This is a genomic window from Moritella sp. 28 (assembly GCF_018219435.1).
Taxonomy (GTDB): Bacteria; Pseudomonadota; Gammaproteobacteria; order Enterobacterales; family Moritellaceae; genus Moritella.
Window position 1 is genome coordinate 1,358,306 of record NZ_CP056121.1, and the last position, 18,091, is coordinate 1,376,396.

The following is an 18,091-nucleotide window of genomic DNA, read 5'->3' on the forward strand; positions in this document are numbered from 1 at the left end:
TACACGTGGACTCGACTAAGACTGCAAATAAGACACAGTGGACAATCAAAGCTTCTCAGCATATTACTGAGGATGCACTACTGGATTGCTTAATTTTGCTCACTGAGCACTTTGGCAATCCCTGTTCTGCAGATGCGCTCACTGCTGGCCTGTCTATATCGGGTTCGAATCTTACCCCCGAGTTAATGCCACAAGCGGCTGGTCGTGCGGGCCTGAGTGCTAAACTCAGTCAAAAAGGTCTGAATGAATTACCGAGTATGCTATTACCGTGTATTTTGTTATTAAAAGATCAAAAAGCCTGCGTATTACAGGAACTGGATTTTAGTCAAGATAAAGCCATTATTTCAATGCCTGAAACTGGCGGTGAAATATCATTAACGATCACTGAACTTGAAGCGATCTATGTTGGTTATCTGTTTTTGATTAAGCAGCAATATCATGGTGACCGTGATTTTGATGTACACCTACATGAAACTAAAAAGCATTGGTTATGGGAAACAATTAAGTCTGCTGCGCCGATATATCGTGATGTTATTGTCGCGTCTATTTTGGTTAACTTATTTGCTTTAGCATCCCCGTTATTTGTGATGAATGTGTACGACAAAGTAGTACCGAATTTAGCTTTTGAATCACTTTGGGTATTAGCGATTGGTGCGACCATCGCTTACATATTTGACTTTATCATGAAGCAATTACGTGGTTACCTTATTGATGTAGCAGGTAAGAAAATTGATTTACAAACCTCTGCTAAATTGTTTGCTAAAGTGATTGGCATGCCGTTAGAAAAACGCGCGGCCAGTGTCGGAGGCATGGCCAAGCAGCTCAGTGAATTTGACAGTGTGCGGGAGTTTTTATCTTCGGCGACGATAACTGCCTTAGTTGACCTGCCTTTTGCACTGTTATTTATGTTTATTATTTGGCTTGTCGCTGGCGATCTCGTGGTTTTTTCCGTTATTGCGACCTTACTTATCCTAGGTTATACCTTACTTGTCCAGCCACGTTTACGTCATGCAATTGAAGAAAGTAATAAATTTTCTAGTCTACGACACGGTCATTTAATTGAAAGTTTATCGGTATTAGAGCTGATTAAAGCCAACGGTGCAGAAGGTGTGGTGCAAAACAGTTGGCAGCAGATGCTTGGTCATATTTCTAGCTGGCAGCTTAAATCTAAAGTATTAACCAATTCCGTGTCTAACGTTGCAAGTTTTATTGTGCAAGTATCGGTAATTGGTGTGGTGGTTTTAGGGGTTTATCGAGTTGCGGATAATGCTATTTCGATGGGCGCTATTATTGCTGCTGTTATGTTATCGAGCCGCGCAATAGCACCGATGGCAAAAATAGCCTCATTAATGACTCGCTCTAATCAAACCGTGAGTGCTATGCGTCAACTTGATGCGATCATGGCGCAGAAAGATGAATTTGAAGACAAAGCACATTTGATTAGTCGTCGTAAACTTGAAGGTAATATCAGTTTAGAACAACTTGGTTTTAGCTATCCTGACATCGATAAACCGAGTTTATACCCCTTGTCTTTAGTGATTAAACCTGGTGAAAAAGTCGCTGTGATAGGGCGTAATGGTTCAGGGAAAAGTACCCTCGCTAAACTATTGTTAGGTTTATATCTGCCGACCACGGGTAGCTTGCACTATGACGGCATGAATCACAAGCAGATCCATCCAAGTGATTTGCGCCGTAACTTTGGGTACTTACCACAGGATATAACCTTGTTTCACGGTACTATTCGCGAAAACATTTTGTTTGGTGCTAAACAAGTAACTGAATATCAGCTTATTCGCGCAGTACAATTATCCGGGGTCAATATATTTACAGATCTTGATTCGCAGGGGTTAGATCAGCAAGTCGGTGAAGGCGGTAAAGCGTTATCTCGCGGTCAACGTCAATCTATCGCTTTAGCGCGCGCGATCTTAAACGAACCTCAAATATTATTACTTGATGAACCTACTGCAAGTTTGGATGCGCGAGCAGAAAAGCAGTTTATCCAGTCCATGAACGTTACCGCACAAGATCGTACGTTAGTATTGATCACGCACAAAATGCACCTATTACAGTTAGTGGATCGGATCATAGTATTAGATAAAGGTCATTTGGTTGCTGATGGCAATAAAGAGGTTATTTTAAATAAATTGAAAAATGGACTGCTGACTCCGGGAGCTGTGCAATGAAGGTTAGTAAGCAAGACCTAGAGATGGCTGATGATGTGTACGGTGCTATGTTAGCGCAAACGCCGCAGGTTCACAGATTAACTATTTGGGCGTTGGCTGCATTTGTACTTAGCTTTCTTATATGGGCTTACTTTGCCAAATTAGACCGAGTGGCAACGGGAATGGGTAAGGTTGTACCTTCTTCGCAGATCCAGATTATTCAGAGTTTAGATGGTGGTATTTTACAACAGTTATATGTAACTGAAGGCATGATAGTCAGTAAAGATCAGCCACTGGCGAGAATTGATGATACACGTTTTCGAGCCGACTTAGCACAACAACGTCAAGAAGTTGATAGCTTGCGGGCGGATATTATTCGTTTGCGCAGTGAGTTAACGAGTATCTTGGTTGCCGATGTTCCAGACTGGCAATTACAAATTAAGATAGCTAAAAAAACCTTGATATTTCCTGATGATTTAAAGCAGAACTTACCGCATTTAGTCGTGCGTCAACAAGATGAATATCAGGCTCGGTTAGATAGTCTTAGCAATCAGGTTGCTATTCAGGCTCAGCAAATTCAACAGCGTTATGAAGAAAGCAGGGAATTAAAGTCAAAAATAAAAACCTTGGAAATAAGTTATAAATTGGCTTCGCGGGAAATTGAATTGACACGACCTTTAGCGAAAAAGAACATAGTACCTGAGGTGGAGTTACTCAAGTTAGAGCGGAGTGTTAACAGCATTAAAGGTGAGCTTGATTCTCTTCGTTTATTAGTACCAAAATTAAAATCGGTGATGGCAGAAGCGGTGTTAAAGCGTCGTGAAGCGGTACTTAATTATCGTGCTGATGCACGAGCGCAGTTAAATGAATTGCAAGGTAAGTTCTCACGTATTACTGAAGCGCAAGTTGGGGTTAAGGATAAGGTAGAGAAAGCATTAATCATTTCACCTGTAGTCGGGACTATCAAAACGTTACATATCACCACTATGGGTGGGGTTGTGCAACCGGGCCAGGTGTTACTAGAGATTGTACCAACCGAAGATAAATTACTGATTGAAGCCAAAATAAAACCGAAAGATATTGCCTTTATTCATCTGGGCTTACCAGCAGTGGTGAAGATTACTGCATATGATTTTACCCGTTATGGTGGTTTAAAAGGGGTTGTTGAGCACATAAGTGCGGATACAACTCAGGATGAAGACGGTAATAGTTTTTATATTATCCGTGTCCGCACTAAAATTTCCGATATTCAGGGTAATCAGGATATGCCAATAATTCCCGGTATGATGACATCTGTTGATGTGATGATAGGTAAACGTACGGTATTAGAATATATATTGAATCCTGTTTTAAGGGCTAAAGCAATGGCGCTTAGGGAGTTATAAATTGCTATTGAAAACATATAATAAAAATGGAGATAACATGAACCCGACTAATTTTTACTCGAAACAAAGAGGCTATAAGGGTTTTCTTTATTTCGCGATAATGTGCTCAGCTATGGCTGTTCCGACAATGGGCAATGCCCAGTCGTTAGAGCAAACTGTTGCGCTGACATTAAGCAGTCATCCTGAAATCCGCATCGCCTTTAGTAAATTTAAAGTACGTGAAGAACAGGTTAAGCAAGCATCATCTGGGTATTTACCGAGTATTGATCTCACAGGGGGTTATGGCTATGAATATACTGATAGCCCGGGGACAAGAAAGAGTGATGTCAATGATCACGATAACACTGAAGAACTACGCCGTGGTGAATTTGGTATTAGCTTAAAGCAAAGTTTGTTTAGTGGTTTTCAAACATCGAGCGATGTTAATCGTACGATTCATGAAACGAGTGCTGAGCAATGGCGGTTATTCAGTACCGCGGAAGACGTAGCACTCGAAGTAACGAAAGTGTACACTAACTTATTAAAAGCAAAGCAGATCTTAGTATTGTCGGAAAAGAATTTAACGACGCATAAGACCATTTATAGTCAGATAAAACAACGGACAGATTCTGGGCTAGGGAGTATTGCTGATCTTTCTCAAATTACAGGTCGTTTGGCTCGAGCACAATCTAATGTTATTTCAGCAAAGAACAATTACCTCGATACAGAAGCGCAATTTTATCGTGTTACAGAGCAACGCGCTGATAACCTTGTTGTCCCTGTGCCTGACGCAGATTTATTACCTACAGATAGGCTAATAGGCTTAGACCAAGCATTAGCGAACCATCCAATTATTAAATCATCGACTAATGACATAACTGCTGCTCATTATCAGTATGATGCAGCAAATTCAAATTACTATCCGAAAGTAACGTTCGAGGTTGATGCTAACTTTAACAACGATCTTGATGGTGAAGATGGGCATAATGGCATATCGGGTGTCGGCGGTCATAACAATGACGTAGTCGCAATGGTACGCTTTTCTTATAACTTATATTCAGGTGGACGTGATAAAGCGTACGCACGGGAAATGGCTTATAAAATTACAGAAGCGAGTGAGCTAAATCAAAGTGCATACCGTCAGGTGACGGAAGGGTATAACTTAGCCTGGAATGCATATGAACTATTGAACGAACAAAAATATTATATACAAGCGCATGTTGTGGCATCGAAAGATTCACAAGCCGCTTATGAACAGCAATTCAAACTAGGTCAACGTAGCCTATTGGACTTACTTGATACTGAAAATGAATTATTTCAAGCTCGTAAAGAATTTGTTGATGCAGAATTTAGTGAAATAATTGCACGTTATCGTTTATTAAATGCGACAGGGCAATTATTAGATTCATTACGGGTAACCAGACCTGATATTTGGATGGGTGAAGATGAATATGCTGGAGGCGTTAAGTAATGAAATATATTATTGTTTTGATTTCGTCATTGTTATTAATGGCATGTACGACACCTATTGTTGATATGGCAGATAATACACAGATTCAACTGCAGGATTTGAGTGACGCTGATAACGATGGTGTTATCACAAGTCGAGAAAAATGCCCTGCTTCTTTTGCTGGTTCTAAAGTGGATAATTATGGTTGTGGTGCTGATATTATTAATAAAGTGAGGCAAGAGCTAAAAGTTAACTTTGCCAGTAATTCGGCAGTCGTGAGTAAACGATATTTTGGTGATATTGAAGCGTTAGCCAATTTTATGAAAAAACACCTTGATACTGAAGTTGTTATTGAAGGACACACGAGTAAATTAGGCAGTAAATCATTAAATATGCGTTTATCTCAAGAGCGTGCACAAGCTGTGATGAACATTTTGGTGAATAATTTTGGTATTGCGACATCCAGAGTGTCTGCGGTTGGCTATGGCTTTGAGCGGATACTCGATGATGGTAATACGAAAAGCGCACATGCCAAAAATAGACGTATTGTGGCTGAGCTTACGAGTGAAAGCACGACTAAAGACATGAAATGGAATATTTACAGTGTTGATAAATAATGCTTATATCTATTCATAGTCATATTGTTACAGGTTAGTGTAGTGCCAAATAAAGTGGGTCATAAGTGTGTAGCCGTTATATTTTTATTTTTCTCTAGTTGGTTGTGGGAGTTATCTGCAAATCCAACTGCGCGCTTAAATGATCAAGACATTATTATTGCGTTAGATAAAAATTATGGTGAAAGAGCTGCTCTCAGAGGGCGTACTTGGCTACAGATTATGGCATCAAGCAGGGCGCTTCCATTGGAAGATAAACTGAATAAGGTCAATGGTTTTTTTAATCAGTTGATATTTATTGATGATATTAAGCTTTGGGGAAAAGAAAATTACTGGGCTACTCCATTGGAGTTTATCGGTGCTAATGGTGGGGATTGTGAGGATTTTGCTATTGCGAAATATTTTAGCTTATTAGAGGTAGGTATTGAAGATGAAAAAATGCGTATCACTATGGTGAAGTCATTGACTCTAAATCAATACCATATGGTTGTCGCTTATTATCCTACACCTGGCTCCATCCCATTAATTTTGGATAACATTGATGGCGAAATAAAGCCTGCAGATCAACGCAATGATTTATTACCTGTATACAGTTTTAACGGTAAGCAATTATGGTTGAACAAAGAAAAGGGCCAAGGAATTTTGGCCGGTAAATCACAGCGATTAAAGCGTTGGAGTAATTTAAATCAGCGAATGGGCGTGTCCAGTATGATGCAACCTAAGCTGAGTTTGGAGTAAAATTAATGACCTTGTTTAAACAGATCTATTCATTATTATTTGGTTTATTTGTCTTAGTAATGTCGAGTCTGGTGTATTTTCAATTTACAGAAACACGTGATTTCATGGCTAATCAGATGGAGTCTGAACTTAATAACACCACTACATCATTAAGTTTGATGTTAAAACCACATTTACAAACGGGTGATATCGCTGCGGTTGAGACTTTGGTAAATGTCATTTTTGAGGGTGGTTTTTATCGTAAGGTTAATTTAACTTGGCTTGCCGATCAAAAGCAGCAATCATGGGAAAATCCAATTGTCGTTGAAGGGGTGCCACAGTGGTTCATTGATCTTGGATTATTTGAGGTTCAAACCAAAGAAAGTTTAATTCAATCGGGTTGGTTACAACTCGCAAAATTAAAAATAGAAGCGCATCCTGGATTAGGTTATCGTGAATTGTGGCGGGTAATGAATAATACGTTATTGATTATCTCTCTTTTATTTTTGATATCTATTTTTGTATTACATTTTCATCTTAAATATTTACTTAAGCCGTTACATGATATTGCTAGCCATGCTAGTGATATATCACAGCGGGTATTTAACCCTGATATGGACTTACCTGCTACTGCAGAGTTACGTGTAGTAGTAAAAGCAATAAATTCGATGTCGGGACAGCTCAAACAAGTATTTCAAACCTTGGACGATGAAGTCGATAGTTTAAAGCATGATAACCTTGTTGATCGTGTATCGAATTTACCAAATAGACAATATTTAACAGGGCAAGTCACAAGTTGGCTAACAGATCCTGGTTATGGTGGCTTATTGCTAGCTAAATTAGATTGGCTGAATGAAGTACACAGTAAATATGGCTATCAGGTTCGTGATGAAAGTATCCGAGTTCTCGCATTCCGCATGACAGAGCAATTACCGGATGTTGCTGAATGTGTTATTGCTCGTATTTCAAATACGGAGTTTGCGTTTTTAATAACCAAAGGTGATCATCAGAAAATAGCGTCTTATTTACAGGCGCTTATTCGTTTAATTAATCAAGAAATGTTTAAAGCTGGTTGTATGCCTAATAGTGATTTTGCGATTGGCATAACGGAGCGTAATGATGAGATGACACCTTCTGAATTGCTCGCTCAAGCGGATAACGCATTGCAACAAGCGCTTATCGATAATAAGACGAGTAGCTGGTTCAATAGTCATTGCCAGCATGAATTTAACCGAGAAGAATGGCGTAAACGTTTATTATCGGCGATTAATCATAATCAGTTTGTATTTCAATGGCAGCCTATCTTACAGATGGATAGTGGTGAAGTGTTGCAGCGAGAACTTTACTGTCGTCTGAATATTGATGGTCAGCAGGTTAAAGCTGGCCAATTTATGCCGTACGTTGAGCTATTATCGTTAGGCAGTCAACTGGACCGATGTTTATTAGAAAGCTTAATTTCGCAAAATATACTTGATCTAAATAAAGAGCCTGTAGCAGTTAATTTAACTCAGGATAGTTTGCTCGATCCGACGTTTCATTCGTGGTTAGCGCACTTTTTACAAAATACGATCTCAGCAGAACAAATATATATTGAAATAACCGAGTCTTCTGCAAGTAATAATCCTCATGAGAGTTCGCAATTAGCGAGTATTGTTCGTCGATACGGCGCTCATTTCGGTATTGATCACTGCGGTCGCCAAATGGGGTCATTAAGTTATCTACAACAATTGAAACCTGATTATGTGAAATTAGATCAATCCTTGTCTGTCTACAGTAATAATCAACAAAACAATGAATTATGTCGTGCTTTGATTAATATTGGTAAGGGGTTAAGTATTGATGTGATCATCACTGCGATAGAAAATCAGCAGCAACTAGATAGAATAAAACCATTACGTGCTCAAGGTTATCAGGGCTATATTTCTTCACCGGAAGATGTCATTAATAATTCAGGTGATCACTTAAGTTAACCATACTCGATAAATTAATGATAAATAAAAACCGGTGTATCAAGGATGATACTCCGGTTTTTATTTTGGATTTACAGCAGTTAAATTAATAACTATATTTTTAATATTGCTTTTTTCTTTAAGCTATATTCTTCTTCGGTAATAATACCTTCTTTATACAGCTTGTTTAACTCTCGAATCGATTCGAAGCTTTTGATTAGTTCTGCATCTTCTCTTGCTTTTTCATCTTCAATTACTTTTGCTGTTTCTGCAGTAAGGGTGATATTGTCAATTGTTGCGTATTCACCAACAGTGAAACCAGTTTCATTTTTTAATGAAGTATAACCATTGCCTTCATATACAGTGTCAATATCATTACCGTTGAAACGAACATAGTAATGAACAAGCTCGTTGTCGCTTCCCGATAGGAATTTGTATATTGCTTTACCTGGAATACCGACTTCAGCTACCCAAGCGTGCCACTTTATACCGCCACCAAGACCAGCAAGTGATGGTTTTGAACGATAAAATTTCATCGGCTCGCTAATCACGTACTCAGCGACTTCAGGGTTATTTAACTCTTCTGCAAAGTAATCCTTAATGGTTTGTTGATATGCTTGTGGCGCAGGGCCAAACTCAGTATCTGCATTAAGTTTTTCGATATTGCCTGCACAGCCCGAGGCTAATACTGGTAACGCGATAACCAATAATAATTTACGTATTTTTTGGCTGATAATTTTCATAACTATTCCCTGATGTCGTACAAATGGTGTTGTTTACACTGTAATTACAGACAATGTAAATAGGCAGTTTATTGAGCATCACCATACAGGAATGTGATTAGTTTTTAAAATATTATTACACTTAGCTTTTAAGTCATTAAACAAACTTATTATCTCTAAATGGATGTAATTACCGTTGATAATTGAACTTGATGTGTGATTATACCTTACTAATCAATATGTAGAGTAATTTAGCTGCCAAAGAGTTTAGCCGTTATATTAGTATTTATTGAGCAGATCGTATGGTGGGAAGGTAAGGTTATACTGTTCATGTATAGGAATTTAAAAGTTTGAGGAAGTATAAATTTGATGATACTTTAATCTTAGTTGACGGTTATTATGAATTTTACTGCCATATAAAATATTGGCGTAATGGCCTACGCTTAACTACGATTTACTTAATATGTAGTATGTTACCGTGATAGCTTCTTTAACTGGCTGCGTAGATTTTGGGGGCGTTTAAAATATCCCCCCGTTCATGTGTTCATTATTAGGTAAGTTTGATAAGGTTATGATAGTTATGATATTTAACGGGCCGCACTCTATGAAAAAACTTCTTTGCTGTTTAATTCCTTTGATTACTATGTCTGCGATGGCCAATGCGGATGATAATGTTCTTGGTGGAACGCTCGGTTATGGTACACAAGAATTTAATTTTAAAAATCATACCGCTAATGACGGTGATAATTTTACCTATGATCTATATTATCGACGAATGATGACTAAAAATATAGGTGTTGACGCTGGTTATGTTGACAGTATAGGAGGCATATTTAGTGGTATTACCGGAACATTCACTGAGCTTAACGTTACGGAGTTTTCTGGTCCTCGATTATCACTATATGGTCAATACCCTTTAAATAGTTCTAATGCTCTTTATACTAAATTGGGCGCTAGTTATTATCAAGTTGACTATACCCTAAATAAAGTAGATAAATCCGAGCGTGAGGTTGGAGTCGATTTACAACTCGGCTGGGAAATAGTCTTTAACTCTGGGATAGGTATTAATTTAGGTTACCAGTACGGTAAAAATTCCATCCTTGAGATGAATAACGTTTATGTAGGTGCTAGTTATCATTTTTAAAATAAAGTTGATTGTAGTGGTATAGCTAACCTTATAATACTCCATAAGTATTATTCACATAACGTATATTATGTAAGTTCAGAACAAGCATTACCAAACCCGATCATCGTTATACATATAACCTTCAAATGTTAAATCGGGTATGCATTGATGAATTTATATTAGGAGAAAAAAGCCTCCCTTCATAGTCGGAGGCTTAATTCAAATAACCACTACACACGCATAAAGTATAACTAGTCGGGTAAAATAATTAGTCCGAGTTGTTCAAGTAACTGTTCCTGCTGCCAAGCACAGACTTTGACACCATTAAGGTCAATTTTACGAGGATCTAATCCATTCAATTCCGAATGACTTAAGTTACAACCCTGCATGTGAAATTGACTCCAACAATCTTCTGAAAATGAACCCCGACTTAAATCAGATTCTTTTAAAGAAGCACCTTGTAGATTTGCGCCAATCCATTTGTTTTCAAAGAGGTCGCATTTCTCTATGCACTGCCGTTCAAAATTCACGTAGGATAAGTTACATCCCGTAATATATGCGGAGCAGAAATACATTCTATTACTTACCTGATTTGAAAAAGTAGCGAGTATGAAATTAGCCCCCTTTAGATCGCAATCCTTAAATTCGACCCCAAAACATTTCGCTCCAGTGAAATTAGACATTGATAATTGACAGTTTATAAAAGATGAATCGCGTAGATCGCTATAATTAAAATGACAGCCCTCAATACCACCCTGTTTTATAAAAATGCAATCAACAAATCGAGCCTCTCTTAAATTAGCACGACCAAAATCGCATCTATAAAATTTACAACGCTTAAAATGAGACTCACTCAAATCCTGATTAGAAAAATCAATTTCATTAAACACTTCGTAATCTTCTGACATAAATACCCCTTGTGTTGAATAGATCAGAAGACTATCATCTGCATTAAAAATTACAACATAATAAAACCCTTTAGAATCACCATCTTAAAACAGCTTAAATCGCAGGTATAAGCTATCAAATCAGCGCTCAGGGCTGCGTTTTGTCGGGCGAGCGAGGCCGCGTAGCAGAAAGAATTATATTAACCTCTACAGATTGTTTAGGTATTGTTCGAATTAACGTTCTGTGTTGTTCAAATGCCATTAAATCATCTTGGGTAATAGCTTGTCTGATCACATACGCTTGAGCATCATCGACTAAAATTTCGGCGGCGATAGGGCGGCTGTTATAACTGTTACTCATTACCGCGCAATATGCACCTGTGTATAAGAAACACATTAAGTCTCCAGCGGCTAAATCAGTTGGCAGCGACGCTGATTTTGAAAATGTATCTGTACTTTCACAAATAGGGCCGACTACGTCGTATTTGGTTTGTAATGAGCTAGAAGGTGACTGTACGGGTATTAATGCATGAGTTTCTTGATACAGCGCTGGACGCATTAAATCATTCATTGCCGCATCTAATACGATAAATGATGTTGGTCGGCTTTCTTTTATATACGTTATTTCACATACCATCACACCGATATCGGCCATTAATGAGCGCCCGGGTTCAATGCTAATACGTCCTTGCCAATGAGCGAGGGCTGATTTTATCGCGTTAGAAAAATCACTAAATGCTAAACAACCTTGTCCTTGTTGTTCTATATTGTGAGTAAGTTGTTGGTAGTCTTTATATTCAATACCAAAGCCACCACCGAGGTCTAGCTGGGTTAGGAGATAACCTTGTGTTTTAAGCTCGTTTATCAATCTCTGTATTTTGGCTATCGCATCTAAGTAGGGTTGTGTTGTGCGTATTTGTGAACCGATATGCATTGCCAGCCCATTTATTTTCAAGAACGGCGAATATTCAGCTGTTTCTAACATAGGTAATACATCGCTAAAGTTAACACCAAATTTATTGCCTTTAGCACCAGTAGTGATGTGCTTATGCGTATCAACAGTGACTTCTGGGTTGACGCGAATGAGTGCAGAAACCAGCTGTTGGTATTTATCTGCAATTGTGATTAAAACCGCTAATTCTTCTTTAGATTCAAGGTTAAATTGTCCGACACCTGCAAGTACGGCTTCGGTGAGTTCTGCGGTTGTTTTACCTACGCCTGAAAAGACAATATCTTCAGCTTTGAATCCGGCGCTGAGTGCCCGTCGCATTTCGCCGATAGAGACAATATCAACACCTAATCCTTGTTCTGCGACAATGCGTAATAATGACAGATTGCTGTTCGCTTTCATGGCGTAGTGAATATGGATATTTTCTGGTTCAAATGCGGCTTTGCAAGCATGGATATTATTAAGTAGTGCAGCTTTCGAATAGCAGTAAAAAGGCGTGGCGACTTGAGATGCTAACTGCTGAATTGATACATTTTCTAGCCATAATGCTTGTTGTTGTACATTCGGTAAATAACGCAGTTGAGGGGTTAATTGTGTCATGGCTTAAATCCTTTTGCTGATGAACTAATAGGATAATTAAGTGAGGTATTATGCACAATGCGAAAAATAACGTTTTGATATGACAAAATATCGTTATTACGGTGATTTTGTCTGCCGTGTGTTTAACTTGGTTAAAGCAATGAATAAGTGTAAAGTAGCTGTTTTATAAGATATAAACAGAGCTACTTATGGATAAGTTCGATCAAGCAATTATTGATGCACTCGTTGCTAATTCACGACGTTCAATTGCCTGCATTGGTGAGGACATTGGATTATCGCGTACCGCCGTTAATGATCGAATCCAACGCTTGAAAGATTCAGGCGTTATCCTACGTTATACCATCGATGTGAGCAGTGCTGAAGGGGCAAAAGTGGTGGTCTATTTTCAACTTACATTTAGACCATTTGATGCCAAGTCAATTGCGCCGTATTTACAGGGTATTGGTGAAATAACCCGCGCGCATACTTTGTGCGGTGATACCGATTTAATTGTATATGTCGAAGCGGATTCTATGACACGCGTTTCGCAGATTAGAGAGCTACTTGCAGCATTACCTGACTTAGATAAACTCCAAACGTTTAGTGTGTTAGATACATTAATTTAGTTTCCCCCTAATTTACGATATTAAGCCTAATCATTCTTTATAATAACATTGTTATGTTATAACATACGGCGGGGTGTTGAAAATCATTATTTTTGTGTGGAAATATGGTTTTTAGACTATTTGGCGTTTACTGTTTGAGAGTTGAAATGATGTTTTTATATGTATTAAAACTAAAGTACATAGGGCGCTTATTGCAAGTGGCGATTATGCTCATTGGTGTATTAATGAGTATGAATAGTACTGCTCATCCACACTCGTGGATTGATATGAAAACAGAGATCCAAGGAGATGGAAAGCAGATCACTGGATTTTTAATGACATGGGAGTTTGATGCAATGACTTCTGCTTACATGTTAGATGGCGAGGATCTCTCCGCTAAAAATAAAGCGCAGACGTTACAGGACCTCGCTGATTCGATTATGACAAATATGACAACTAATCATTACCTTACCTATTTTTATGAAGGGGGGAAGCCAGTTAAGTATGCACTAGCGAAACAGGGTACTTTAGTGCAAGACAAAATAAAGGCGACGCTACAGTTTTATCTACCGTTAGCAGAGCCCCTTGTGCTATCTGATAAATCACTCAAGTTACTTATTTATGATCCAAGTTATTATGTTGATATGAGTTGGCCTGCAAAAAATGCAGTTCAGCTTTCTCCGGAACTGAATCAATATTGTAAATTGTCTCTTATTGAAGCGACACCTACGTCTGAACAACTTGCGTATGTTATGTCATTACCTGTTGATGCTGAGAGAGATAATGCGATTGGCGAATTATTTACTCAATCTGCCATTATCAACTGCAAACCTTAATGCTATTTTTATACAAGGATAAATAATGACACCGTTAGTTTCGAATAGCCGAATGGCTAAGGAAAATACAAATAAGTCGCCTTTGTTACCGATGCTTGGTTTCGTTGGCATGATTTTTTTATTTTTTGCTTTAGGTTATGTACTTTGGCAGGTTTGGCCAACACTTATTACCACTGGTATGCAGTGGCAAAAACAGATAAATAATGAGTTGAGTGAATTATTACACGCCGCTAAAAATGAAAGTTTAATGGCAGGGGTATCACTGATCGGACTTAGTTTTATGTATGGGGTTTTGCACTCAGTTGGTCCTGGTCATGGCAAATTGATTGTGACAACTTATATTGCGACACAAGAAGCTAAAGTGAAGTTAAGCCTTATTATCACGCTTCTGTCTTCGCTTGTGCAGGCTTTCGTTGCTGTGGGGCTAGTATCTGTATTATTAATGCTATTTGATGCATCGATGCGTGAAGTTAATCAGAAAGCAGAACTGCTCATTCCATTAAGTTTTTATACTGTCATTTTATTAGGTATTGTTATTATTTTTAGTAACTTAGTCTTGATGTATCGTGTAATTAAAAAGCACAAGGATACAGAAAATCAAGGCGTATCGAATGGCTCTGATAGGGTGATTAAACGATTAACACCTGTGAGGCCATCGGTATCTGTTGCTCAGTACGCTGCTCCTGCAAGTTCATCGCTTATTGATCACGAGCACCATGATAATTGTGGCTGTGGGCATCAACATGTCGTGGCTCCAGAGCTAATTAACGATGCCTCTTCATTCAAAGAGTATTTAACTATTATTTTGAGTATTGGTATTCGTCCTTGTACGGGCGCAATTATGGTGTTGTTGTTTGCTAATATGCTTGATATTTATTGGCTTGGTATTGTCAGTGCTGTGGTCATGGCGTTAGGTACTGCGCTTACCACATCGACTATTGCGATAATGACCATTACCGGTAAGCAAGCTGTAAGACGTTATTTAGCGACAGGAAAACGAAAAGAACGTTCTAAAAATAGTCCCAAAATAGCTAAATTTATTGTGCCAATTATTGGTGGATTATTATTAATATTATTGGGGATGTTATTACTTGAATCGAGACCTGTAGGTATGTCTCCGATGTTTTAATTGTTCAATGTAATAAAAAAAGCCCGAACATATTATGTTTCGGGCTTTTTTATTGCTATATCCAAATTAGTCTCAAAGATAGTATCTTGAGGTAGTTTAGATATAGATTTTACTTATGCAACGCATTCACGATCGTATCAACATTATATTGCATCATTTTTAAGTATGTTGCTGCGGGTTCATCTGCAGCAGATAACGCATCTGAATACAATTTACCACCAACTTTAACGCCTGTTTCACGACTTATTTGTTCAATTAGACGATTATCGGCGATGTTTTCCATAAATACAGCATTTACGTTGTCGTGACGAATTTGTTTAATTAATGCGGCTACATCCGCTGCGCTTGCTTCTGATCCGGTACTGGTTCCTTGCGGCGCTAAGAAGGTTACATTAAAGTCACGTGCGAAGTAACCAAATGCAGCGTGTGGGGTGATCACTTTACGCTGCGCTTCTGGTACCGTCGCAAGTTGAGCACTTAGTTTTAATTCTAATTTATCTAGTTTTTGAATATAGTCTTTCGCATTTTGCTGATAGTCATTTTTATTTTCAGGATCTACTTGAATCAAGCCTTTTGCGATATTGTGTACGTAAACTTTTACATTTTTTATGCTATGCCAAGCATGAGGATCTATATCGCCATGGTCGTGATGTGCATGGTCGTGATGTTCATGCTCGCCGTCGTGATGTTTATGCTCGCCGTCGTGATGTGCATGTTCGTCGTCGTGATGTGCATGTTCGTCGTCGTGATGTGCATGTTCGTCGTCATGGTGTTCATGTTCGTCGTCATGATGTTTATGTTCATTGTCGTGATGTTTATGCTCGTCGTCATGATGCGCATGTCCGCAGCTATGGCCTTCTTTTGTGCTGATCTCTTCGATACCGTTAGCTGCAACAACTTGCACGCCTTGGTAGTTAGCCGCTTCAATTAAACGTGGCATCCAGCCTTCAAATTGTAATCCATTCGTGACAACTAGCTGTGCTTTGGATATTGCTTTAGCATCTTGAGGTGTCGGATTAAATACGTGCGCATCGCCGTCAATTTTAACTAAATTTGTCACGTTTACATGCTCTTGACCTACCTCTGATACAAGGTCGCCTAGAATCGAAAAGCTACTGATGACAGCAATTTTTTGCTCAGCCATTACTGCGCTGCTGGTACTTAAACCAAGAATTATCATGGAGGAAGTAAGGGTTGATTTAAACATGTTATTGTCCTTATAGGGCTAGATATTAACGCGTTGAGTTTTTTCTAGCTGTTATTTTTAAAGATTAATCCGCCTTGACGGCCAAATATTAATGAAATGATATAAAGTATGCCGAGTACCAGTACAATCGCGGGACTGGTTGCTAAACTTGCATGGTAAGAAAGAAATAGACCGAAATAGCCACTGATAACTGCTGTGATAAAAGCCACGAACAGCATGCCACCTAAGCGATTAGACCAAAAACGGGCAATCGCTGCGGGTAGGATCATTAAACCAACCGCCATTAATGTACCTAATGCATGAAAACCAGCAACCAAATTGAGCACGACAAGTAGTAAAAAACCATAGTGAGCAACAGCACTCAGTTTGCTGATGGTTTTAAAAAAGTGAGGGTCAACACACTCCATGACTAAAGGACGATACAGTATCGCGAGTGCTAAAATAGAGATTGTAGCGATAATGGTGAGTAGTATTAAAGCATCATCATTAAGTGCTAACGTTGAACCGAACAGCACATGTAATAAGTCCACATTACTACCATTAGCCGAAATGATTAATACACCGATCGCGAGTGAAAGTAGATAGAAGGCGGCTAAACTTGAGTCCTCTTCGGCATTGGAATGGCGTGCCACCATGCCAGCTAATACAGCTACAACACAGCCCGCGACAATACCACCTATCGTCATAGCAGTGACAGATAAACCCGAGATAAGAAAACCAATCGCAGCACCAGGTAAAATGGCATGTGCCATTGCATCACCTGTTAGACTCATGCGTCTAAGTGTTAAAAATACGCCGACCGGTGTGGCGCTAATACTAAGTACGAGAATTCCCCATAATGCCCGTTGCATAAATACAAACTCGGAAAAAGGTGCGATAAATAATTCATATAACTGTGCACTCATGATGCTTGACTCTCGATACTAGCTGAAACAGAAGCCACAGTGTTTTCGTTAGTGCTACTGTCTGGGATGTTATGTATAGGGCTATGAAAAGGATTATTAAACGTGTTATGAACAGCACAATGGGCAAAATGTTGATAACCCGCTTGGATCAAATGTGATTGGGTAAGCACATCTTTTGTTTTTCCTGCTGCGATCAGTGTGGTTGCAACTAGGAGTGTTGAAGGGAAATAACGTTGTACCAGCGCCAGATCATGAATAACAGCGATCACAGTTTTACCTTGTTGCTGACACTCCTTAATCACGCGCATTAATAATTCAGTCGTTTGTGCATCAATGCCACCAAATGGTTCGTCAAGTAGCAGGATATCAGCGTCTTGCAATAGCATGCGAGCAAATAACATGCGCTGAAATTGTCCACCAGATAACTGACTTATTTGACGTTCAGCCATATTTTCTAGATCTACTTTTGCTAATGCCTGTTGTAATAAATGCTGTTCCTTACGACTAAATATCCGCCAAAAACTACAACGTTGCCAAGCGCCAGCAGAAACAAACTCAGTCACTGTGATAGGGAATTTACGATCAATCTGATTCGTTTGTGGTAAGTAGGCAATGTTGTTTAAGCTTAAGTGACCAAGCTCAATAGAGCCCGATTCTACGGTCATTTGTTGCATGATACTTTTTAATAAGGTTGATTTTCCGGCACCGTTAGGCCCTACAATCGCGACTAAATCCCCATTGTCAATGGTGGTTGTTATATGGCTCAGTGCGAGATTTTGCTGATAAGCAACGCTTAAATCATTTATTTTGATCATGGTCATTACCCTATGAATTTAAACAGAGTAGACCACAGAAAAACAGTGATGATGACAGAGATAGCAAGGCGTGAG

16 protein-coding genes are annotated in these 18,091 nt (G+C 38.8%); 10 read left to right on the plus strand and 6 right to left on the minus strand.

Features of this window, described 5'->3' with window-relative positions:
- Window positions 1-5 precede the first annotated feature (5 nt).
- From HWV02_RS06085 to HWV02_RS06110, 6 genes are all read left to right on the plus strand, one after another.
- On the plus strand, window positions 6-2,183 hold the full coding sequence (locus HWV02_RS06085; protein WP_211678944.1) for a type I secretion system permease/ATPase: 2,178 nt from the start codon (window positions 6-8) through the stop codon (window positions 2,181-2,183).
- Window positions 2,180-3,547, plus strand: coding sequence for an HlyD family type I secretion periplasmic adaptor subunit (locus HWV02_RS06090; protein WP_211678945.1), 1,368 nt, complete (start codon window positions 2,180-2,182; stop codon window positions 3,545-3,547). The genes HWV02_RS06085 and HWV02_RS06090 overlap by 4 nt, the downstream gene beginning before the upstream one ends.
- Before the next feature lie 37 nt (window positions 3,548-3,584).
- Window positions 3,585-4,997: a TolC family outer membrane protein gene (locus tag HWV02_RS06095; protein ID WP_211678946.1), complete on the plus strand. Its 1,413-nt coding sequence runs from the start codon at window positions 3,585-3,587 to the stop codon at window positions 4,995-4,997.
- Window positions 4,997-5,593, plus strand: coding sequence for an OmpA family protein (locus HWV02_RS06100; protein WP_211678947.1), 597 nt, complete (start codon window positions 4,997-4,999; stop codon window positions 5,591-5,593). The genes HWV02_RS06095 and HWV02_RS06100 overlap by 1 nt, the downstream gene beginning before the upstream one ends.
- 102 nt (window positions 5,594-5,695) lie before the next feature.
- Window positions 5,696-6,328 (plus strand): transglutaminase-like cysteine peptidase, encoded by a 633-nt coding sequence (locus HWV02_RS06105; RefSeq protein WP_255547175.1) that lies wholly within the window; start codon window positions 5,696-5,698, stop codon window positions 6,326-6,328.
- Window positions 6,329-6,333: 5 nt separating this feature from the next.
- Window positions 6,334-8,277, plus strand: coding sequence for an EAL domain-containing protein (locus tag HWV02_RS06110; RefSeq protein WP_211678948.1), 1,944 nt, complete (start codon window positions 6,334-6,336; stop codon window positions 8,275-8,277).
- A 92-nt stretch (window positions 8,278-8,369) separates the two neighbouring features.
- On the opposite strand, the gene HWV02_RS06115 is transcribed toward HWV02_RS06110, so the two are convergent.
- Window positions 8,370-8,999, minus strand: a complete 630-nt coding sequence (locus tag HWV02_RS06115) for an SHOCT domain-containing protein (RefSeq protein WP_211678949.1) — start codon at window positions 8,997-8,999, stop codon at window positions 8,370-8,372.
- Window positions 9,000-9,582: 583 nt separating this feature from the next.
- On the opposite strand from HWV02_RS06115, the gene HWV02_RS06120 reads away from it, so the two are divergent.
- The gene (locus HWV02_RS06120; protein WP_211678950.1) at window positions 9,583-10,122 is read left to right on the plus strand and encodes a porin family protein; all 540 of its coding nucleotides are present in this window, start codon (window positions 9,583-9,585) and stop codon (window positions 10,120-10,122) included.
- A gap of 233 nt (window positions 10,123-10,355) precedes the next feature.
- Here HWV02_RS06120 and HWV02_RS06125 read toward each other — a convergent pair whose 3' ends face one another.
- Together HWV02_RS06125 and lysA are read right to left on the minus strand one after the other, a co-directional pair.
- Window positions 10,356-11,012 carry a Qnr family pentapeptide repeat protein gene (locus tag HWV02_RS06125; RefSeq protein WP_211689953.1) on the minus strand — a complete coding sequence of 219 codons (657 nt, stop codon included), beginning with the start codon at window positions 11,010-11,012 and terminating at the stop codon, window positions 10,356-10,358.
- Window positions 11,013-11,139: 127 nt separating this feature from the next.
- Window positions 11,140-12,540, minus strand: a complete 1,401-nt coding sequence (gene lysA / locus HWV02_RS06130; protein WP_211689954.1) for a diaminopimelate decarboxylase — start codon at window positions 12,538-12,540, stop codon at window positions 11,140-11,142.
- 188 nt (window positions 12,541-12,728) lie between these two features.
- Here lysA and HWV02_RS06135 point away from each other — a divergent pair, with 188 nt between their 5' ends.
- The 3 genes from HWV02_RS06135 (at window position 12,729) to HWV02_RS06145 (ending at window position 15,089) form a co-directional block, all read left to right on the plus strand.
- Window positions 12,729-13,145: an Lrp/AsnC family transcriptional regulator gene (locus HWV02_RS06135; protein ID WP_211689955.1), complete on the plus strand. Its 417-nt coding sequence runs from the start codon at window positions 12,729-12,731 to the stop codon at window positions 13,143-13,145.
- A 146-nt stretch (window positions 13,146-13,291) separates the two neighbouring features.
- Window positions 13,292-13,960, plus strand: coding sequence for a DUF1007 family protein (locus tag HWV02_RS06140; RefSeq protein WP_211689956.1), 669 nt, complete (start codon window positions 13,292-13,294; stop codon window positions 13,958-13,960).
- 25 nt (window positions 13,961-13,985) lie between these two features.
- The gene (locus HWV02_RS06145) at window positions 13,986-15,089 is read left to right on the plus strand and encodes a nickel/cobalt transporter (protein WP_211689957.1); all 1,104 of its coding nucleotides are present in this window, start codon (window positions 13,986-13,988) and stop codon (window positions 15,087-15,089) included.
- A 109-nt stretch (window positions 15,090-15,198) separates the two neighbouring features.
- Here HWV02_RS06145 and HWV02_RS06150 read toward each other — a convergent pair whose 3' ends face one another.
- The 3 genes from HWV02_RS06150 to HWV02_RS06160 are packed head-to-tail and all read right to left on the minus strand — an operon-like array spanning window position 15,199 to window position 18,016.
- Window positions 15,199-16,296 (minus strand): metal ABC transporter solute-binding protein, Zn/Mn family, encoded by a 1,098-nt coding sequence (locus tag HWV02_RS06150; RefSeq protein WP_255547095.1) that lies wholly within the window; start codon window positions 16,294-16,296, stop codon window positions 15,199-15,201.
- A 44-nt stretch (window positions 16,297-16,340) separates the two neighbouring features.
- Window positions 16,341-17,201, minus strand: coding sequence for a metal ABC transporter permease (locus tag HWV02_RS06155; protein WP_211674568.1), 861 nt, complete (start codon window positions 17,199-17,201; stop codon window positions 16,341-16,343).
- Window positions 17,198-18,016 (minus strand): metal ABC transporter ATP-binding protein, encoded by an 819-nt coding sequence (locus tag HWV02_RS06160; RefSeq protein ID WP_211689958.1) that lies wholly within the window; start codon window positions 18,014-18,016, stop codon window positions 17,198-17,200. Before HWV02_RS06160 ends, HWV02_RS06155 begins: the two co-directional genes overlap by 4 nt.
- Window positions 18,017-18,091 lie beyond the last annotated feature (75 nt).